Here is a 21,374-nt window from a genome sequence, read left to right on the forward strand (position 1 = left end):
CCTCATGCACTAATTACTTGTACTTGTGTAAACTGGCGATGCCCTTCAAGTGAACCGTGATAACCAAAGCCGCTTTCTTTCGCGCCCACCCATGGACCATCACCTGCGCCTGGGCCACCGTTAATACCCACCATGCCAGCTTCCATATTTTCTGCTACGTAGGCAGCGTTACACTCGCCAAAAACGACTGCACCAAGACCAAGGGGAACGTTGTTCGCACGCATGATGGCTTCATCGATATTGCTAAAACTATCAATAGCGACGACCGGGCCAAACGTTTCTTCTTTTGCCATCAACATCTCATCTGTTAAACCGTCGATAACGGTGGGTTGAATATAAGGGGGGAGGTAATCATCGCTGCCCAGTAAAAAACGCGCGCCTTTTTCTTTCGCGTCTTTTAAATGATGAATTATCTGCTGGTGCTGCTTTTTATTAACGATGGGGCCAATATTTACTCTGGGTTGGTCCCACGGCCCAACGGTATATTGTTTTGCAATCTCCACCACGCGTTCTACAAACGTGTTGTGAATACGCTCATCTACGTAAATACGCTCCGTTGAAGTACACATTTGACCAGCATTTTCGAAACTACTCGCAACAGCAAAGCGAGCAGCCTTATTGATATCAGCGTCTGCAAGAACGATCATAGGGTCGTTGCCACCTAGCTCCATAACAAGTCGATGAAGTTTGTTGGCTGAACTCGCCATAATATGTTTTCCGGCTGCCGCTGAACCAGTAAATGCGACCATATTAATATTGCTGGCAACAAGTGCTTTGCCCACTTCTCCGTCGCCATGAACAACTGACAGCACGCCATTAGGCAAGACTTCATTGAGTTTTCTTACGAACATTTCAGCAACCAAGGGAGTGATTTCAGAGGGTTTCAGTACTACGGTATTTCCTGCTACAAGTGCTGGTAGAAGTAAATTATTTGCCATAGCCAAAGGGTAGTTCCACGGCGAAATCACGCCCACCACTCCCAGTGGACGGTAGTAGATTTTTGTGCCGCTTGGCTTCTTTACTGGTGCAATAGCTTGCATGATCTCTCGGCAAAGATAAGACGCACTTTGTATGACCCCCATCACCTCATAGGTAGCTCGACGATGATCTTTACCCATTTCTTTAGAAATAAGGTTTACTAACTGCTCTTGAACACGGTTTAGGCGCGAGAATGCTTCAATAATTAGTTGTGCTCGCTGCTCTGATGTTAGCTTGCCCCATGCAATTTGGGCGTGTTTTGCGTTGTTTACAACAGTAACTATATCGTCATTACTTGCGACCTTTACGCTTCCCACTTCCTGTTCATCAAGCGGGTTTCGAGATATTAAAATGTTATTCATTGCTTTCACCACTAAACACGATTGCGCGTATTTCTAGGCTTGTACGCGGTTTTTTAGCTTCATCGTTTAAAACATCCACAGCTGAGTGTGGTACCCCAAACATTCCTTGTTCAAATGTAGAGTCATACACTTTGAACAATAGCCCTTCACCCGGCGTCATTTCCGACTGATAAAACCATTTGTGATTAGGGTTATAAGTGATGGCAGCAAGTTCACCGATACGATCGGGATAGATAAGTTTGAGTCGCTGAAAATCAGTTGGCTGCACGGTAGATATATCGACCATGGCTAGCGGAGATGACTCCACTTTATTTCGTACAGGAAGCCACAGGTTCACCAAGGTATAATCGCGGTTTCTTAAATGCTCTTGCCCTTTTGTCTCTTCCATCATGCGGTGATTCGCTGATACATCAGTGTAGTCGTTGTGTACTGTTCTTACCGGGGCTCTATTGTGAATAGACTTATCCGCACGGGTAGTCGAGCGATAAGTATGATCAAAAATGATCACGTCATCACTGTTCATTCTGCGCTTCAACATATCGATTACATATGGATATAGTTGCTTTTGTATTGCCTCGTCATCCTCAAACGCTTCAAAGTCGGGTGAAAACGACACAACTTCAAAGCCATTTTTTTCCAGTGAAAACGTGCTTTTTTCAGCGCGCATATCACTAACGCTAATAGTTCGTTTATCTACTGACGATGTAAGTTCTGAAGCGCCAGGGCCCTTATACGTTTGGTCGTAAACCAAAGGGGCGTCGGGTGAAACGTAGTTTACTGAAAACATAATCATATCCTGTTCTTTAGCTTGTGATTTGATCCTACGCCTTTATCCATTACAATAAAATCAAGTGGATGATGTATGTGATACAACAAAAAATGGTAAGTCAGCTAGACATTAAGCAGTTGCGCACGTTTGTTGCGCTTATAAAAGTAAGAAACTTATCAAGAGTGGCGGAGCAGTTAGGTGTTTCGCAACAGGCCGTGAGTGAGCATTTAAAAAGAATGCGCAATGTGTTTAATGACAGGCTGTTTGTTCGAAGTGGAAATGGTGTACAGCCCACCGCGCTCGCCGTCGCTTTACAGCCCAAAGTTACGGCTACGCTGGAAGCTTTTGATTCGCTTTTGACACCGGAAACTTTCTCACCTTCAACGACATCGACGACTTTCACGTTGGCATGCACTGACTTCGAGCAAGTGTCACTGCTGCCGAGTGCACTTGCCGACATTCGACAACTTGCGCCGAAGTTAAAAATAGCGATAAAAAAATTAGAACTAGATAGCTTGGCGAATGACCTTAAAAACGGTGAAGTAGATCTGGCTATCACAAATCCGTCGTTAGCACCTTCGACATACCCGAGTGAAACGCTCTATCGCGAACGCTATAAATGTGTTGTGTCATCGCAAAGTAAGCTAAGCAAAAATGAAATGACGGTGGCTCAAATATCAAAAATACCTCAGGTTGTGGTTTCGCCCTCTCGAGGCGATTTCAGTGGGGCTATTCATCATTGGTTTGAAGCGAAAGGCCATCCTAGAGAAGTTTTTATGTCTTTTCCTACTTTCTCTGCAGCTATTGAAACAATACACAGTACCGACTTGTGTGGTTTCGTACCAAGTGCGCTTATACCTAATCGAAAGTTACGCGTGATCGAGTTGAATGAAACGCCGCCAGGATTTGATGTTATCAGCACATGGCATCATCGATTATCAAATGATCCACTGACTCTATGGATAAGAAAGCTGTTGATTAATACTATTGAGGGCCGTTCTACGCCGGGCTAGCAAGTAAAATATCGAATGAAGGGTCTATGACTGCGATAGTTATCAAAGTCCCGTCCGCGAAGCACAAATTGAGACTTTTAGTAGAAATTACCAAAACTGGCCGGTATTAATAATCTCAACTGCTAGCTACTTTTTCTGTCCGAATTTCATAAGGCTTAATGAAAGAATTGTATATCCGACAGCTAGCGCTAGCTCAATGAGAATTTTGTCAGCCACTTCATTGAAGCCAGCCCCCATTTGGTCTACTTGCACGAAAGCGGATATAGCCGTTGTCGAAGGAATGAGTAGCGCTATCAATCTAATAGGCTCAGGAATACTTTCCAATGGCCAAGAGATGCCTGATAGAAAAAATAGCGGTAACCCCATAACAACTAAAAAGAATACAACACCTTCTCGTTCTTTAAACACTTGTGATATTGCAAAGCCTAATGCGGTGACAGCAAGCAAAAATGGTATGGCTACACAATAGAGATTTAACCAAGTTCCGAGGCGTGGAATACCATACAAAAACGGCAATAGAATCTGGGTAACAGCAATCCATAGACAGTAGATTGCTATGTACGCAAGAGGAGCCGCCAATAATTCGACCCCTTTAAGAGGCTTGCGACCGGCATGTAAGATCCCAATCCCCATTAAAAATGATTGCTGTACAATCAACACAAATGCCGCAGGTATAACATAAGTAGCGTACCCGCCCGATGGGTTATACAATGCTATTGAAGTGTTCGTAATCGGACTAATCACTGTATTGGCTATTTCTGGATTTATCCCAGATGATGTTAATCGCACATATTCCACATCTGCGCCAATACTGCGTGTTGCTTGAACTACTGCTCCCATCATAGCGTTATAAAGTAAGAAATAACCTGCATCACCGTACGCTGCGACTGGTGATGGCTTACCATCGATTAAGTCCCTTTCGAAATGTGCAGGGATCATCAACACCCCAACAACATTGCGTTCAAAGAACAGCGTTTTTGCTTCTAGAAAGTTGTTTACAATAGATACAACTTGAACCTTGTCAGAAGAGTTGATGCGTCTAATAAGCTCGCGACTTGCATTTGAGCCATCTTGATCAACAACGACAATTGGAACATCACGAGTTACTTCAGATTTATACGGTTGAGGATAAATGACCGCATAGATAATGATCGATGCAATCATGGTTGCACGGGCAGCAGGGTTGGTAACCAATCGCCTTATTGACGTTGCCATACTGCTAATCAAGCCTTTCATAAATTTCTCTCCAAAGAACTTGGATCGGATACATCCTTTGTTTTAGCTTGTTTGGTAAGTAGCAATAATGACATTCCACAAAATAGACAAAGCAACAGCAATAGCCAACCTAAAGTAGGCAGTGATACCCATGTTTCTGCGCCACGCACTACTTGATCGGTCCGAAGTTGGAGGTATGGAGTGAGAGGAATGGCGCTTCCCCATACAAAAGAAAAGTCGTTCATCATCATTCTTGGAAAACTAATTCCGGCAAATGCAAAAGCCGGTGCCGTCAGAATTCCTACCAGTCCAAGGCTACCAAGCGTGTCTTTAGCTAAAAGTGCTAAAAAGGTACCTAGTGATAAGCAAGAAAATACAAACAGCACAGTGTATCCCACATGCAAAAGTAAACTTCCTTTAAAAGGAATTTCAAAAAATACAAATAAAATTGAATCGGCTAAAAGCAATGTTGTTAAATAAGCTAGTGCATATGGCGCGAGCTTTCCTAGCATTGACTTTATTGGAGTTTGCCCTAAGCGCACCAATCTCGACATATGTCCCTTACTATGACGATCACGAGCAAATGCCATTACAGCACTGGCACAAATAAAGATTTGCAATACTGCTGGCATAACAGCAGATAAAAGAAACTGGGTATAGTCAAGTGCAGGGTTGAACAGAGGACTGCGCTGCAATGGAATTGTGTTTTTTGCTGCCATAGCTTCGTAAGCAATTTGCCCTTTAGACTTGCGAACTTGAATTGAAACACCTACCGAAAATGTACCAACAGCAGCATTTGCAGCGCGTGAAACAATGCCGCCTATAGTAAGCACTTGATTGTTGTAAAATGTTACAATTTCTGGTCGTTGCCCAGAGAGTAAATCGCGTTCTGTATGTTTGGGAATGAGAACAACGCCATAGACTTGTCCTTTAGATATTGCCCTTTTAGCCTCGGTTAAATTTGATAAACGAGCAACTATCTCCAGTTCAGGGGTCTCATCAACCATTCTAGATATTTGTCTTGAAACATTGCTATCGTCTTGATCAACAATCGCTACTGGGAGAGCTGTTGGCAAACCCTCATAAAAAATCGAGCACAGCAGCGCGAACAATAAAAGAGGGTAGGGCAGCAACATGAACGCCAATCTTGGTCGCTTCTTTATTTGGCGAAGTTCACGACGAAAAATACGCCAGAAACCCGGTTCGAGGTGACCAAACATAGCTTAGTCCCGTTCTAAGTTGATCAATGCACTCATTCCGGGTCTTAGCTGAGGATCGCGTTCTAAAGGCGTTAGTCGAATTGAAAACGTTCTTAAGTCGAAATCACCAGTAGCTTTGGTTGCTCGCCAATTTGCATAACTACCAAGTGCATTAATAGCTGTAACTTTTGCTTTAAACGTTTTATCCCTCAATGCTGGAACCCGAACATTCAACTGATCGTCAACCTTCAAACCACTTAAATAATCTTCTCTAATATGGAATGTAAACCAGGCATTATTAATGTCGACTACTGAAATGAGTGGCGATCCTGCTGAGAAATTTTTCCCCAATTCAGCCATACGAGCAGTTACTTCACCATCAATTGGCGATACAACTGTTAATTCAGCAATATCTGCTTCCATTTGTTTCACAGTAGCTATTGCTTGCTCAACTTGAGCCTGTGCTACGGATTTTTGTTCTTCACTACTTCCATTCTCGGCTAGTAATAAGTTGGCCTCAGCAGCTTCTTTAGTCCTTAAAGCTGAGTCGAGTGAATTAGATGCTTCATCAAGATTTTGAGCAGAGGTAATTGCTGAATCACGCAGGTTGGCAACTCGGTCGTAAACTTTTTGGGCAAGCACTACATCTGTATTGGCCTTTTCCAATTGAGCCTTTCTTGCAGCTATCGTCTCGGGGCGAGTTGAATAAGTTAAATCTCTATTAGCTTCTGCGACGCTTAATGCCGCTTTCGCAGCTGAGAGAGCCGAGGAAAGCTGTGGGCTTTCTAGGCGCACCACAACTTGAGCTTTTTCAACTTTGTCACCAAAATCAACAAGCACTTCGGAGACTCTTCCAGAAACGCGGGGAGTGAGATCTATCCTAGTTGCCTCAACTTCTCCTTGAATCAGTAGGGTGTCTGAATTTGTCATGGTTTTTACAGCAAAGCCAATCACAGCTACTGCAATAACCACACTAATTGCTATTAATTTACGCGTTGGCATTGACTCTTCCCCTTCACGGACAACTCATTAAATCTAGGTATAAATGCATTAATTCAGAATATGCAGAAATTACTATTTCTACCTTAGAAGACCTTATGAGCGAGCCTAAAGGCGGTACTTTCCACCTTAATGAACCGAGGGGCATTCTTCGCGAGAAAAGCCTACCAAAACAATGAAATGAGTTATGGTAATGTTGTCGGATAAAATAACTTTGATTAGTGAATCGTCATTAGGTGAGTAACGCCTAAACTACACTAGTCATATAAGCTCAAGTCTTATTCAATCTTCTAAGCAGTGTGAAAGACAGTAGACAATATAAATATATAGTTTAAAGTCCTCGTGGTTTATTTTAGTTACCTGTAAAACTATTTCAATTAGTTTACTTTTGGTGACTTGGTTATCATGCATGGAGCCAATTTGGATTTTCTAGGTATTTAATTGCTTGATAGCTATCCGTTTCAAAGAGAAGAAATGCCTCAACGAATCACCGTAGAATTTAAATCACAAGCCATAAATTGAGTTGCATACCACGAAGTCTCGCACGTGTATGATTCGTCTAAATCGATTGGAGGAGCTTTATTAATAAGAGACTGGTCACCATGCGATGGAGCAACACTCGGCCGACACGCTTGCGTGGCGATTTGCTGAACTTCAGACACAAAAAAACCAACTAAAAAGTCGGTTTTAGTATCTACTTCTAAAAGAAGAGATGGTACCAGTGGGCGGACTTGAACCGCCACGCTATCGCTAGCAACGGATTTTGAAAAAAAAGTGTCTACTCTAATATTTACAGATCAATATGTTGATAGATGAAAAAGACACTTTTTAAATTCTTTGCAAGGCTACCCTTCCTCGCCAAAGTTTTTCTGAAAATATTTTGAGCCGTTGAATATCACTTTTTCTCGCTTTAGTTCTTGGTAAATAGAGCGATACGTGATGGTTATTTTTAGGCGTTGCAGTGCATTGCGTATTTGATCGTTGCGGCCAAAACTGTAAGGCTCTGTACTTACTGCAAATAACTCTATGGCTTCGCCAACTTGAAACATGGTGCCTGGTTTAAAATAGCCATAGTTAACGGTATCATCTAGCTTTAAAAATGTAGTCAATTGTTCGAAGCGTTCTATTCCGTGAGCTCGGTAAGGCATGTCATCTACCAATAACTCCCACTTCTCAATTACTGCGGGGCCCAATCCATTGTTTACTAAAAACAAACCAATGCGATCTACTGAATTGCTGAAAACTACAGCATAGTCCAGTTTAGGAAAAACCGAAATACGATTGTGTTTCCGTGCCAGGTAAGAGCTGTATGCTGTTGCTCCAAAAGCAGAAAGTGCTATAACCGCAGAAGCCAACGCTATTTGATCCGACTTATTAAGACCGATATATACTTCTAGCGAATTTGAATCTATGACTTGAATCAATAATCCAAGGCATAAACCTATGACAAACGCCACTAAAACGGCGAGTGCATTAACTTCAATCTTGGAAGGAAATAGTTTCATAGCATTATGATTTAACTTATTCATTAGCTGATTTAGAGAAGCTTTATTATCTTTCGGCGTTTCAAAAGTATTTCCGGAATCGCTGTTCGGAGCAGGCCGGAATATGTATTAGAGTATTGATTCAAAATGAAAATCACGACAGTCAAAGAAGCTGACAAAAACATTCTAATCTATAACTGTAACCTCTTCACCGTTTCCACGGTAAATGCGGTCTACTGTGCCTAAGATTGGAATTCGAATTCAAACTCAACAGCGTTGCCGGCGGTCGCTTTTTCAACATTTTCTTGAATAAAAATCTTTTCGTTGGATGTCGAAGTAGTGATTTTCGCAATCACATGTCCATCAACCACATGCACTGCTTGGAATACCAGTAAATCTAGTGGCTTCCGTTTGTAATCAACCCCGGACAACGTGATGGTGACATTTCCTTCTACGTTTTCGAAGTTTTTGAGCTTCACTTTCACGATAGTGGTTTCGAAAGTAGTTGCCTGATGCGCGGCTTTTTTCGCCTCAGCTTCAGCCCGTTCTTTTGTGGTGTTCAGTACCGTTTTGAACGATTCAATAGCTTTATCGATGTCATTTCCCCAACTGGTTGTTTCTTCTGTTTGGATTTTATAAAGCTCTACCAGTTGCGCTTGGTAGAAATCACAGACTGACACGATGGCGGCTGCATCCAATCCAGATTCACCATACTCAATGTTGATACGGTGCCAATGAAATTCGGCTGTTTCTTCTAGCTCGGCAATTTTAATCTTGGCAATGGTTGATCTTTTCCAGTTTCCGGAAATGATAAACAACTTGTCAACAGCAACGAGAATGCCGGTGGTCGCAATAAGGAATAAGGAGGCATTCGCCTTGCTGCCAAAATACGTTTTCACGATGGTTATATCTGTATGAGCGAATGTTAGGTATACCGCCGCGATAGCCACTACTAATGACAATCCCCTGGTTAGTCCGGACCACAATCTAAAAAGAGACGACCACTTCTTATAATAGGTGGATGCTTTTTTAGTCGCGTTCGTAATGTATGTTTTTAATATTTTAATTTCATCATATTTTGATTGGGGGGCAGCATCGGTCATTTTAAGACTCCCTTCGAATTATTAAGAACCGTTTGTGTTGGAAGACATTCAATCAAGTTAATGCCTCACTAATTGTCTACTTGTAATCCCTCTTTAATCAGTTGCACTCATAGTTTGATTTTTCGGTCAGTTTCTGAATATGAAGTGTTAAATACTGGATGTAGTTAAGATGCTTTTAAAATAACCTCATTTAAGTAGCTCAAGATTTTATAGTACGCGCAACCTAAGATAATAATTTTTAAGTAAAACAATGAATTAGTGATGATGTTCCAAGAACTATCCACTAAGATATCCATTTCCCCCCTTGCTTTCAGAATGGCATCTCTTTTGGCTCGTTTGATTTTGAGTTCATCTTCACTATCAGACTCTTTATCTTTCAAGTCGTCTGATATTGGGTGATCTTTTTCGGCATTTTTTTCTGCCTTATGAGCAAGATGCAAGTAAGCCAAGCTTTTATACGTGTATTGGGCGAAATCACAGACCATAGATATCACCACAAAACGCACAGCTTCAATCAGCTGTAATGGTAGCTCAAAAGTTCCATCGTTTTTTTTCGTATGAAAAATCCAAACAAGTGCAATTGCTGCAATTGCGAAAGCTCGGCAGTTAGCGGATAGCGTTGTGGTTGAGCTGCCAAATGCTTCCCACATAGATTGCACTTTCATGACAATATGTCCTTATTTTTCCTTGTTTCCAGCACCAGTACCAGAGGTGCCGTGAATCATTCTTGGCGACTGCCGCTCTCTGCGCGTAAGTCCATATTCTAATATCTGTTCACGCATGACAGAATTGTTTGAGTCAACGACTTCAACCTTTAGCTGGTTAGTTATTCTACCGACCCGTGTTTTTCTATTTTTGGTAGAAAGCTTACGTCCACCTCTTAGGATTAATCTGGTCCCTGTTGCAGTAACAATAACATGAGATGAACCTGCCCCAGTTCCGCTTGTACCATGCCTAACAAGAGGTTTCTCAGATTCTATCTTTCCTATGGTTAGTTTTTTTCCCTCAGTATCAAGTACGTAGTGCTCTTTGCTGTCGCTGGCTGTTTCTACTTCAACTAAATTCGTTATATCTCTAGCTTGCCTATGAGAAATCTTTAGCTGCTGGGCGATTGCTTGTATCAGTTTCGCTCTATTAACTTTTAATTTCATTGTTAAATTGCACTCCCTGGCTTATTCATGGATACAAGTAATCTAAATTATTCGTATCTATGCTTTCATTTTCAGTCGTTGTAATAAAAGGTGTCACTTCTTGCATCATCTAGGATTGAGTAAACCTTTTTTCCTAATTCTCTCGTGCTTTATAAATTGGACAAAGCTTTTTGCTACAGAGTTATCATGGCAGTTTTCGTGTCGACTCATGCTTTCTTCCAGCCCATTCGATTTTAAAAAGGCCTGCTAGTAGTGACGTGAATAATGACTTCCTTAAGCAAAATAGACCTTGACTTTCTGTTTGGGGTTACCTGTTAGACTGCCATTAGCAATGCGTTAAGTGCGATATCCTCATGAATTATTTAACCATCATTATTTTCCTAAAAACTGGCTGCGAATTTCTTTTATTCTGGATTCGGTATTGAATAATGCATGCAGCAGATCGACAGAAATGAAAATGCCATTTTCGTTTTCGTGTCTTGCCATACCAATGGTGAGGTTATTGTTAAAATGCACGGCAGCACCGTATGCCCAGTCGCGCACTCCATCTCGATCAGCATGGATCGTCACCAGTGATGCGCCAGTAGGTTGGTACCATTTGTCAGATTGCCAGTAATTAATTCCAACCACTTCTATCATCAGCGCCGGTTCGGTGTTTTCGCCATCTCTGGCATCTTTTACATTTTCTATCACCGGGCTGGGGTGAAGTAGTATTATCTGGTAATCCAGAGGTGTGCCGACCTCTCCGGCCCGCTTTGAGCGCGCCCACCACGCATAGTTGGCAATATACTCCCAGGGGTACTGAGAACGACCTTCATCAAAGTAACGGTTCCATTCTTTTTCTGCCGCATCCCATACTTGCCAGACTTGTTCGGCAACAGGGGCTGCTACCGTTTGCTGAGCAAAGGTGTATACGTCTTTGAATTCTGAAAAATAGGACATACAGGTTGCATCCGTGTACGTTTGTTGAATGGTTGAGGTACATGCATCCAGAGGAAGAGAGTAGGTTTGTAATGAGCCTAGGCCCAGCTCCATTGTTGACGCGGTGCGTCGTGACTGGAAGTTTGGAACCCCCAACGTCAGGGGCATCGATGCCAGGCTGTTTATCATGAGATTGAACGTAAAAGACTGATTAGTTCCGTTAACCGGTATGCCGTTAACCGCAGTAAGCGGGGTTGAGTCGGCTACCATTGCAGACACTAAGGCCTCTCTGAACGCTCTCACATCCAGCGTAGCGCAATAAATGTCGCGTAGCTCGTTTGTACTGTCACCAAACGAGGTAAAGTATTTGGGGGTAATACTCAGTTCTTCGGCACAAAATGCTTTCCACTTTTTTCTATCAATGCCATCTGCCCGTGCCGGGGCCGAGCCACAAAAAAGTAAATACGCATAAACTATTACGAGGAAGACCGGGATGAGTTTAATTTTCATCATCTTTCTCCTCAGTGCTTGCTAACGTACTGCCATAAGATTTGATAATATCCAGGTAGCTTCTCACCAGAGCCAGTAAATCGCTCACTGAGCCAGATGGAAAATCAAAAAGCTGGTCACACTTTTCGGCCACTTCTCTGTAAATTTCTTTGTTCGAGGTGTTAAAATAGGTGGTGTCTGCATTCAGTTTATCCGCATTTTCCGGCCAGAAGCTTTGATCAAAAAAAGGTATCATTTCCCGGTGAACAAGAGGGTTTTCAATATAGTGCGCGATATCATGTGTGTTTAGCTGAGCAATTCTTTTGATTTGGATCAGTTTATAAGGTTCGGGTTGCCAGGGTGGGCTGGCTGGCGGGTTGAAAGGGCGCACCCAGGTAAACGGGTCGTAGTGGTGCCTGTATTCCCGGTACGTATAGGTACAACCGGAGTGTGGTTTGACAATAGACTGGTCAACGTGAATAAACGACTCAAGCACCCGTGACACATTAGCCACAAGATGAACACTGGCCAGCTTATGCATTTCCGGCGACAAAGCAGTAATGTCATTCTCTATATCAAAACCCTTGCTATAGGCAGAAGCAAGAGCATCGTGAACAACTGCTGTGCCAAGAGAGTGGCCCAGCACATGCACGTTTGCAGCGCCTCTCTCCTTAACCGCTTTGATAATAGCCTTCCCAATACGAATACGGCATAGTTCGCCTAATACTGTAAATCGGTAAAAAAGCACATCTAGCAGGTGGGTATAAAAAAACTTATCCGCGCCGAACTTCTCAGTATATAGGGTAAACTTTGTAGTTAGCTCCTGAGTGACATTCTGACCGGGGATCCCGGTCAAAACGCTGGCAACGGAAGCCGCTTGTTCCGCCATTGCCTGCCGGTGTTCCTCTAGAATAGAGTTGTATTCAATTACCTCAATATCGATAAGTTCTTCGATATTTTTGTTTTTGAAAGACGGATACTGGTTGTAAGCGTAATGAAATGCATCGACAACTTCTTTTTTGAAAGACTCATCTGTAGATGAGCCCATACCATGGGTCATGATAAGAATGGGTTTAGTCACAATGAATCCCTTCTCTGTGTCACTTTGCAGTAAATGAAACTATCCAGCACTTCCTAGCATAAATTTGCCGCCGGAAATCATGGTCATGTGCCCTGATTGATTATAGTATAGTCAATAAAATCAGGTTGTGTTAATTCCCTCTATAGTTTTTACAAGACAAAGAGCGTACCGTGACGCTCGTGTTAGTAAAGAGCTTTCATTCGGTCCTAATTATCCGAAGCTGTCCCTTTGGGAAAAATTCATGTTCTTTCTTGCGAGAAAACCTGCTTTAAAGCAGGGAAAACTGGCTACTAGTTGTGGATGTCTCACCTTATATCAAGGGGAATCAGTCTAACGGGTGTTTTTAGACTATCTTGATACTACTGTAAAAAAAGAGCCATTATTTGACTATTGAAATAGTTGCTGAGCAAGTTCATTGCTGTAGCGTTTTTTCATTTTGAGATATCTATTGTCTCCAGTTTATTGGAAATCTCATCAATGTCATGGTGTTATTTTGGGGGGATATGTCACTCCAATGCATTGACAGCTGCATTTTTAATATATCCCGCTCTTCAGTAGCCCGCTTCAGCTCTTTTTGCAAGCGTTTGATTTCGGTCTGAACGTTGGCCAGCTCGTTATATTTCGTGGAATCGGGTCCATATTTTTTAACCTAGGCATAAAGGCTATGCGTCGTGATATCGAGACGTTTGGCGACATCTGCGACAGAGTGACCACGATCAACAACCTGTTTAACCGCTTCTTGCTTGAATTTTTCGGGGGAGCGTTTTCTGCTCATGAGCACCTCCCTATTTACGGTTAGTTTATCTAACTATGAGGTGTCTAGGAAATCATTGGCGATTCAAACGCTTGTGGAAATTAAATTTATAGAAAGAATAAACTTGTTTTAGCATTATTACAGTTAAAAATTGTTTCAGAAACACTATAAGCAAGATGGCTTTGTCGCTAAAGTTACATCGGGAAGAGGACTTATCATGATATTTCCATCGACAACTGAAATGCGTCTTGTAATATGACGTGCTAAGTCTCGGTACGCAAAATATATGTCTAGGCTCATGTTTCCTGCTGTGTATGCAGTACTGTGATTAGGAAACGGGTTTTTTTCATTGTTTTGTTTACAACTACCATCGGTGCTGGCAGTCCAAAACATGCGTTTAATATGTTGAAATGTTGAGCAAGGATAAAGGCTAGTGTTATTTGAACAGTCAGGTGACAAATACCGTTTGACGAGTGAAGACTTAACATAAATGATATTAATGTAATTTTGGCCCTTGATAAAACCATCTCGAAACCCAGTCACTCTTCCTACGTAGATATTTTCACTTGCATCTAAAGGGTCTTCTATTACCTTATCTAGAGGATTATTTTTATCGTCTATTAATTTTTTACCCGATATACTTAGCTCCAACCCATGTTCTTTTTTTAGGTTACTAGCAAGTAATGTTAGTGCTCCCCATTTCCCCTTGCTGTCATGCTCAGCATCGATAATTATGACATTTTTTATACCTCTCACAATTAATGAATACGCGCCTAAATTTTCACTGTGTCCACCATCGCTTAGGTAAATGTCAGTAGAATTTTTATTTCGTGAAAAACCGTGAAGGTAGTAAAGAGGAAATGGCAAAAAGTTATGGAACGTTTGGTTCGCACTTTCTGGGTTGTAGTTTTCTATGCTTTCACCTAGATCAACGTTTATTAGATGTAAGGAGCCTGCAAGAGCTGAACGGGTCCATCCAGACATGTCATCAGAAGTGAATTGAATGTCTAAAGCTGCTCCAGAGGCAGATACACTTTCAGACACGCTTAACTGGTTAAATGCAGTGTGTGAATAACCATACTCACCAGAGCCATACATCAACGGTGAGATTTCAAAAACTGAGTCAGACAATAACGGTGCTTTATCAAGCCATTCATATGTCATATTAGCGACACCCGCTGTACTATTGATAATCCAAACAGGCGGCCTGATGCATTTTTTTGCAATACTCATCTTCGTACTGCAATCAGCTAATTGCTGCTTGGTAAAAATTCTCAACTCATCAAATGATAATTTTTGTGCGCCGTAATTATCCATCCAGAGAAGTGAGTCAGAGTTGTGATATTTTTTGTCGTCTATTTTTTGCCACGATAGATCGATTGGAACTAAGCCAAAAGCTCGCTCAATTCCGTGTTGATAAGCATTTTTTACCGCAGATACATTCCAACTCCAATCGAATAAAGTATTGCCTAAATGATGTGGAATAAGTGAGCCAACCTGAGCACCCAAAACTCCTACAAACTCGGACCATTGCTGTGCCCGCATTTTGTGAAAGTTAACGCTACCCCTGTCTGTGTCTTGGTAATAATTTAGTAAATCACTTTGTTGTGCGACTTGGTTTTGAAACATATAACTTTTTGACTTTCTATCATCTTCTGTAACACAGTTACTATATAAATAGTTATATGTGTCTTTGTACAATTGAAATTGAACGGGGTAGCAATCGTTAAAATAGTCAAGATATGTAGTGTTAGTATTTTTTAAGTCTGAAAAGTACAAATTGCTTAATAGCCAATATCCAGTATACCCGCCACCTGATACTGAAGAGAGAAAATCTGTTTGTTGTAGTACGCCTGAATCCATTAGCCCGGCAAGTGCACCCATTGTGAAGCTGGCTGAACGCATTCCACCACCCGATAAGCTTACACCAATATTATATTGCACATTAGTATCTATTTCGGGTTTATAGAGTGTTTGCTTTTCTTCATTTGATAATAAATTCACTTGTCCTGGTCGATATATTATTTCCGTCCTTTCGACATTGGGTACAGTCGAGCATCCAATAATGACAGCCATAGTAAATAAGAGAAGTACACTTCTAATCATCAGCAGATTTCCACTCATTGTGTTAAAGGCGAATTAATTAAATCAAGAGAGAAAGGCTCAAAAGCTTTTGGGAACACAATTTTGACGGGACCACCGTCACATCCGCCTTTTTTCGCTAGATTTTTAAGTACATCTACAGTGTAAATAACGTCATCAAAAATTCTTGGTGGCGGTGTAAGTGGCTCAGTGAGTGGTTTTGTAAAGTTGTCCCAATGAATAGGGATAACCCACTTAGCACAAGAGTTAACAACTGCATATTCCCAATAGCTTTCTATTTCCTTTTTTTCTTGTTTAGACAATAGGCCGATACCTAAAAAAACAACATCAGCTCTATCAGGAAGAGCTAGGGCTTTATCGATATTCGCGCTGGGAACTATTAATAAGTTGGCTTTAGGGTGACGAATAAAAAAGGAGTATACGTCGCCTGAGTCGTTAAATTTCCCACCACCAAGGGTCCAAGTTAAGAGTTTCTCTAGTAAATGATTGAAAGTTGATTTTTCTACGTGAGGCGTTTTAAAAAATGATATTTCAAATTCTCCATTTTTTAACGTTTTTTCGACATTGATAAGCTTCGTTGAGACATTTTCTACTAATGACAAGGTCGTTTTAGATCCAACTACAACTGCACCGGTTTTTTTCGCTGTCGTCTCACTATCTAAAAGGTGGTCATAATGAGAATGTGCAACAAGAACAAAATCCACTTCATCAATATCAGCTTTAGCAAGAATACTGTGAGTAACTTGCGTTTTCGAATGCATTCGCTCGAAAAAAGTTTCAATAAATCCTTGCCTGGTAAAAAATCCATCTATTATCAATGCATTTCTACTATCGCTTAAATAAATTGTAGACGTGCCAAAGAAACGTGCATGTAATTCGTCTTGTGTTAGATTATGAGCTGGCTTAATGCTCTCATATTCTTCAATGGAGCTAGCGCAACCGATTAGAATAACTACGAGAAAAGATAGATAAAGAGTGTGATGAACCTTCATCGTTGACATTTGCGAGTTCCGTTTGCATTTATTTTATTTATTAATTCTCTTTTAGTGTAGTTTAGGTTAAAAAATAAGCAAGAAAGTTTGTTTTCGCCAGTTAGTGCATAAATTTTGAATAGATTTGAGGTACTAAAAAACGTCGCGTTAATGTGTATCAACATAACCTAAAAATATCTATATAAAACAGGTAGCTATTGTCAATAAGCCATATATACTCGAAGTAAGCGCATTATTTTTTCTTTGCAAATGAGTATTTATGGCTAAGCAGTTAGCAAGACACGACATCGACGACACGCTCTACGTTTTCCTGCAAGATAACAGCAAAAAGTGGTACGCCCGTTTTCAAATTTTCGGGAAATGACACTGCAAATCAACTAAACAAGTTGATAAAGAAGAAGCTGTAGCAGCGGCTAGATTGCTACGCATGGATTGGAAAATAAAAGCGGAAACGGGAACTCTTACAACAAGTAAGCGTTTTCGCGATGTAGCTCGAAGACTATTCTAGCTATGGAACATGAGCTTGCGCACGGCGGCGGTAAAGTTAGCTACAAAGACTACATGGGAGCTTTGAAAAAATATCACATTCCATTTTTTGACCGCACTTATATCACTTCTATTGATCAAGACAAGCTTAAAGAGTTCGACTTTTGGCGAATACAAAAGGCTGGTAAGGTTCTCAACAAGTCTACTCTATTAAATCATAACGCGGCGCTACAAATGGTGTTTAAAGCTGCGGTCGAAAACCAATGGATGTTACCAGTTCAAGTGCCAGTATTAAGCAACAAAGGAGAGCAGGGGGCTAGACGTGCTGCTTTCAGTGAAGTTGAATATGAGAAGGTTGTTGAAACTTTAGAAAATATGAGGGACAACAGCCGCAAGGAAAAGACTAGACAAATAAGAGAGTTGTTGCTTGATTATGCTGACGTAGTCATCAGTACAGGTATTCGTCCTAGCACTGAAATGGAAGAGCTGACTTGGTCTGTCATCCTAATGACAAGGCAAGAGCACCAAGTCATTTTTAAAATTAAGGTACGAAAAGGCAAGACCACGAAACACACGGGTACGAGAACCGTCGTTTGCAAAGATGAGTTTGTCTTTCCCCCAATTAACTTAATGGAGCGTTTCCCTAATCGCCGACCGTCTGACAAGATATTTTTACTAGCTGACGGTTCAAGTACCAATGAACTAGGTAGAACCTTCGTATCAGCACTAGAGGAAGCAGAACTAAAGACCAGCCCAGATGGACCTAGAACACTCTATTCGCTGCGCCATACTTACATAACTTGGCAATTACTTAGCCGAACTTTAAGAGTTGATGTACTTGCTCGACAATGCGGTACTAGCATTGCGATGATAGAGCAACACTACAGTCATGTCGTACCTAGTATATTTGAGCAGGAGCTATCCGGAGTAACGTTCGAAAATAAAAAAGAAAGGGCAAAAAGCAAACGTGCGCTCGCACGAGGATTGAAAACTAAAGAGCTACTTACACAGCGTTTCAAAGCTTGGGAGGCTGAATATAGAAAGCGTGGATGTATCTAGAGTTACACTGAGCTAGTACAACTGAGCTTTAAATATCTGATACTTTGGACTTGTAGCTTTCTAATTTTCTAGCACTGCCAATATCTAACTCAAATTTCATTTTTTCTGGGTAATGTCGTGCAGAGTCTAAGGCTTGCTCCATTGGACCATAGTAAACAATGTTCAGCTTACCTGCCGTGTACTGAATAAGCATGAGTTCATCTGCTAAATTGGCTGTAGAAGCTGAGATTGCAACAAATCCATTTACCTGAGCTGTTGCTTTTACACTTATAGTTTTGCCGTGCTTTGATATTACGTCAAAACCGTGTTGATTAGCTCTAGAAGCTAATGCACCACCAACTTTAAGTGCACAATAAAATTCACCGATTCGACCTATTAAATGTCGTACTTCGGTAGCTTTTACTCCGAACTCTTCAATCTCTAATTTAATCAGAGCGTAATATTGTTCATAAAGCTCCTTAATTTTATCAATACTTATCGAATTAAGTTGGGTATTTACATGCAACTTGGTATCGGTATTTGATGTGTTATCAGGTCTAAATATATCCTTTATCTTGTTGTGATGTATTGAGGAGTCATTCTTTGTGGAAAAAAGTTTATGTATTTTCGAAGCGAAATCAGGATGAATGTCTATTTGATGAAGCTTGTACCAACTAGGATACTGTTCAAGCAGGTCACATGCTTTTTTCCATGAACTCACCTTTATCTGACGCTGTTGTTTAGAGGACGGTAAGCTATCGCTTTCAGATAGCAATTCTGACAAGGCTTCTGAACTTGTTTGTATGTGGTATTTCCTTAAACCATCAGTACCTCGAGTACCTATAAGTGATAAGGTTTCTCCTTCACCACCAAGCTTCAAAATAACTTCTTGCATAAGCCTACTGTTCAGTTAATTGTTGTCTTTATGATAAGGCTACCAAGTTGCCTCGTATTCATTGGATTCCCCGCGCCGTTGAGGATACTGATGTTGAGTTGCTTCGCTAGCTCGCGAAGTATCGGCTTAGCTGGAGTGAGTACTTGATTATCTCTTTCGACTTCTATTGTTCCGTTTTCCAACTCTTTGATTGTGTACTCTGAAATTTGAATAGATTTTAATACACTGATATTACTGTTTGGCTTTTTGATGCTTATAAGTTTTGATAGTGATATTGCAAACTTCCCGCTAGTACCGCTCGTTTCGCGCATCAAACTTTCTGCAACTCCTTTTTCTTCATTTAGGAGAGTTTCGATCTGCATCTCTTCAGTGTTGATCCTCAGAATAATAATGCGGTCAACAGATATAAGTGTGTTGGGATTGAACGCTATATGCCCACTAGAACCCATCATAGCCGTCGTCTTGACGGATATTCTCTCGCCGTTAGCACTGACGACATCATAGCCTTTTTGATTCACTTCTGTAGCCATTTGCCCGTTTGTAATGAGTGCGGCATAAAGTTCACCGATTCGGCCAATTAGATGCCTAAGTTCAGTAGGAGGCACGCCCCAAGTTAATTCTCGCTCGAACCAAGTCATCGCTTCTCCCAGCGACTGAATTATTTGCATTTGAGTTAAAGCCATTGCTCTTCCTTAAGAATAATATGCTGGCCCAGCAACTGAGCTTTGATGCATTCTAAAATAGCTAAATTTGCTTTTAATATTCCACAAATTTAGATAGGAGAGGGTACATTCGGTTTTTAAATTGAAGCATGTAGCTATCTCTCACACCTCTTGAACCGCTAGGGTGGGGTAAGTATATGACATGAGTGAAACCTTATGGTGATCGCTCGATAATCGAAAATAACGAGTTTCGGCTTCACTACTTGTCTATAACCACTCTGTTTCTGCCGGACTGTTTAGCGCTGTATAAATTTTTGTCAGCCCTTTTAAGCGTCTCTTCCCAACTGCGATCATCATTGTTCGCTATTGCTCCACCAATACTCACCGTGACAGACATTGTATGGTCATTACCCTTGATTGCTAAGTTATTAACAGCAGACCGAATTCGTTCGGTGGTATTTTTTAAACTAACTGAGTCAATATTTGGAAGAAGTAAAACAAACTCCTCCCCTCCAAATCTGCAACAAAAGTCATAGTCTCTAACTTCGTCGGCCACACAACTCGTAACAGCCTTAAGTACTAGATCTCCTGATAAATGCCCGTAGGTGTCATTCAAAACTTTAAAGTGATCAATATCAAACACACAGATACCAAGGGGGTGATTAAGTCTCTTGAATCGAGAAAACTCTTTATCAGCTTTAATTGCAAGGGCTCTCCTATTAGACCAGCCAGTCAAATAATCAGTAAGCATTGAGTCTCTGAGTGCTAATTCTTTTTTCCAAGTGACTATGTGATTGAAACCTATAGTCAGCAAAAAGATAAAGGCAATTATTACGAATGAGCCTGCGGTTTGCAGGTAATCATTACCAAAGAGGCTTAACCGCTCGTCGCTAATGGCTATAACAAAGAGTCTTATGATCATTAGAGCTGCAAAAATAATAAGAGTAATGAGTAAAGGCCAGAAGGAATGTGAGTCTTTGCGATATAAATTCTTGAACAGCAAAAAGGATGACAATAGGTCAAGCAAAATGATGATAGGGCTAAATACGAAAAAGCGAACTTCAACGGAATTGGCGACCGCAGGTACTGCGTGTAAAGCTACTGACAAGATAAATATGCCACTTACCAATAAAGGAATGGGCCTTGTATATAGATAAACGTAAACGCCATTTAAAATAGCCGCGTGCGCCGCGTAAAAAGATGCATTGGCAATTACCGGAGATATCGCCTTTTCAGGGGCGAATATATTCAGACACAAAGCGACAATGTTTGATAAAGCGAATAAAACACCAGCATTTAGCCAATACTTTATGTATTTCTCGTCGGGGCTGGATAAATACGTTAGCCCCATATTCATTGTCATAATGAGACTTGCAAGGAGGGTACATGAGATAAGTGTTATTAAATCCATTTAAAATCTAGAACTTTGAGTAAAGCGGCGAATTCAGATTTTGTAAGTCTATAGTGATAGCAACACTCTTCAAACAATAATATGCAAGTATTTTTCACATTTAGAGATGAGTTGTATTGCCAGCCTAAAGCTCTTACTGTCTTTCGACAATACGCTTTGTTTACCTGAAGTGTGCTAAAAACTGCAATTTACACGTCTCCGCCGAAAGACAGCCTCACTCCCTGAGTTCTTCAACAACCATTTTAACCGGACGTGTAAGATTTGACTGA

The 21,374-nt window shown here is 41.0% G+C and carries 17 protein-coding genes and 2 pseudogenes; 2 read left to right on the plus strand and 17 right to left on the minus strand.

The features are described from left to right. Nucleotides 1–2: 2 nt before the first annotated feature. Nucleotides 3–1,340, minus strand: a complete 1,338-nt coding sequence (locus WA381_RS00215) for an aldehyde dehydrogenase family protein (RefSeq protein WP_156086896.1) — start codon at nucleotides 1,338–1,340, stop codon at nucleotides 3–5. Then, a complete protein-coding gene (locus WA381_RS00220; protein WP_156086895.1) occupies nucleotides 1,333–2,127 on the minus strand; it encodes a CmcJ/NvfI family oxidoreductase in 795 nt (264 codons plus the stop codon). The genes WA381_RS00215 and WA381_RS00220 overlap by 8 nt, the downstream gene beginning before the upstream one ends. Nucleotides 2,128–2,204: 77 nt before the next feature. Here WA381_RS00220 and WA381_RS00225 point away from each other — a divergent pair, with 77 nt between their 5' ends. Continuing rightward, nucleotides 2,205–3,122, plus strand: coding sequence for a LysR family transcriptional regulator (locus WA381_RS00225; protein ID WP_231506566.1), 918 nt, complete (start codon nucleotides 2,205–2,207; stop codon nucleotides 3,120–3,122). 126 nt (nucleotides 3,123–3,248) lie between these two features. Here the strand turns inward: WA381_RS00225 and WA381_RS00230 are convergent, their stop codons facing one another. The 12 genes and pseudogenes from WA381_RS00230 to WA381_RS00285 form a co-directional block, all read right to left on the minus strand. Then, the gene (locus WA381_RS00230; protein ID WP_197044422.1) at nucleotides 3,249–4,337 is read right to left on the minus strand and encodes an ABC transporter permease; all 1,089 of its coding nucleotides are present in this window, start codon (nucleotides 4,335–4,337) and stop codon (nucleotides 3,249–3,251) included. Between the two features lie 17 nt (nucleotides 4,338–4,354). Next, entirely contained in the window at nucleotides 4,355–5,557 is a 1,203-nt protein-coding gene (locus tag WA381_RS00235; RefSeq protein ID WP_156086893.1) for an ABC transporter permease, read from the minus strand. 3 nt (nucleotides 5,558–5,560) lie between these two features. After that, complete coding sequence (locus WA381_RS00240) at nucleotides 5,561–6,538, minus strand: HlyD family secretion protein (RefSeq protein WP_156086892.1); 978 nt, start codon at nucleotides 6,536–6,538, stop codon at nucleotides 5,561–5,563. Between the two features lie 842 nt (nucleotides 6,539–7,380). Beyond that, nucleotides 7,381–8,040, minus strand: coding sequence for a hypothetical protein (locus WA381_RS00245; RefSeq protein ID WP_156086891.1), 660 nt, complete (start codon nucleotides 8,038–8,040; stop codon nucleotides 7,381–7,383). Between the two features lie 221 nt (nucleotides 8,041–8,261). Further along, on the minus strand, nucleotides 8,262–9,122 hold the full coding sequence (locus WA381_RS00250) for a hypothetical protein (protein ID WP_156086890.1): 861 nt from the start codon (nucleotides 9,120–9,122) through the stop codon (nucleotides 8,262–8,264). Nucleotides 9,123–9,286: 164 nt separating this feature from the next. Beyond that, nucleotides 9,287–9,787, minus strand: coding sequence for a hypothetical protein (locus WA381_RS00255; protein WP_156086889.1), 501 nt, complete (start codon nucleotides 9,785–9,787; stop codon nucleotides 9,287–9,289). Between the two features lie 12 nt (nucleotides 9,788–9,799). Further along, nucleotides 9,800–10,273 carry a hypothetical protein gene (locus tag WA381_RS00260; RefSeq protein WP_156086888.1) on the minus strand — a complete coding sequence of 158 codons (474 nt, stop codon included), beginning with the start codon at nucleotides 10,271–10,273 and terminating at the stop codon, nucleotides 9,800–9,802. Nucleotides 10,274–10,645: 372 nt separating this feature from the next. Further along, the gene (locus WA381_RS00265; protein ID WP_156086887.1) at nucleotides 10,646–11,473 is read right to left on the minus strand and encodes a hypothetical protein; all 828 of its coding nucleotides are present in this window, start codon (nucleotides 11,471–11,473) and stop codon (nucleotides 10,646–10,648) included. 220 nt (nucleotides 11,474–11,693) lie between these two features. Beyond that, complete coding sequence (locus WA381_RS00270) at nucleotides 11,694–12,764, minus strand: hypothetical protein (protein ID WP_156086886.1); 1,071 nt, start codon at nucleotides 12,762–12,764, stop codon at nucleotides 11,694–11,696. Between the two features lie 532 nt (nucleotides 12,765–13,296). Then, nucleotides 13,297–13,539 (minus strand): annotated as a pseudogene (locus tag WA381_RS00275) (transposase); the annotation flags it as partial. A 144-nt stretch (nucleotides 13,540–13,683) separates the two neighbouring features. After that, nucleotides 13,684–15,624, minus strand: a complete 1,941-nt coding sequence (locus tag WA381_RS00280) for a hypothetical protein (protein WP_156086884.1) — start codon at nucleotides 15,622–15,624, stop codon at nucleotides 13,684–13,686. A 14-nt stretch (nucleotides 15,625–15,638) separates the two neighbouring features. Continuing rightward, nucleotides 15,639–16,622: an MBL fold metallo-hydrolase gene (locus WA381_RS00285; protein WP_156086883.1), complete on the minus strand. Its 984-nt coding sequence runs from the start codon at nucleotides 16,620–16,622 to the stop codon at nucleotides 15,639–15,641. Nucleotides 16,623–16,872: 250 nt separating this feature from the next. Here WA381_RS00285 and WA381_RS00290 point away from each other — a divergent pair. Then, nucleotides 16,873–18,158, plus strand: a pseudogene (locus WA381_RS00290) (site-specific integrase). Nucleotides 18,159–18,186: 28 nt separating this feature from the next. On the opposite strand, the gene WA381_RS00295 reads toward WA381_RS00290, so the two are convergent. From WA381_RS00295 to WA381_RS00305, 3 genes are all read right to left on the minus strand, one after another. Next, nucleotides 18,187–19,032: a DUF6998 domain-containing protein gene (locus WA381_RS00295; RefSeq protein WP_156086882.1), complete on the minus strand. Its 846-nt coding sequence runs from the start codon at nucleotides 19,030–19,032 to the stop codon at nucleotides 18,187–18,189. A gap of 11 nt (nucleotides 19,033–19,043) precedes the next feature. After that, complete coding sequence (locus WA381_RS00300; protein WP_061486496.1) at nucleotides 19,044–19,715, minus strand: DUF6998 domain-containing protein; 672 nt, start codon at nucleotides 19,713–19,715, stop codon at nucleotides 19,044–19,046. A 238-nt stretch (nucleotides 19,716–19,953) separates the two neighbouring features. Next, nucleotides 19,954–21,057, minus strand: a complete 1,104-nt coding sequence (locus WA381_RS00305) for a GGDEF domain-containing protein (RefSeq protein WP_061486495.1) — start codon at nucleotides 21,055–21,057, stop codon at nucleotides 19,954–19,956. Nucleotides 21,058–21,374 lie beyond the last annotated feature (317 nt).

The sequence above is a fragment of the Alteromonas sp. CH_MED4-4 genome (assembly GCF_037029575.1).
Lineage (GTDB): Bacteria > Pseudomonadota > Gammaproteobacteria > Enterobacterales > Alteromonadaceae > Alteromonas > Alteromonas macleodii.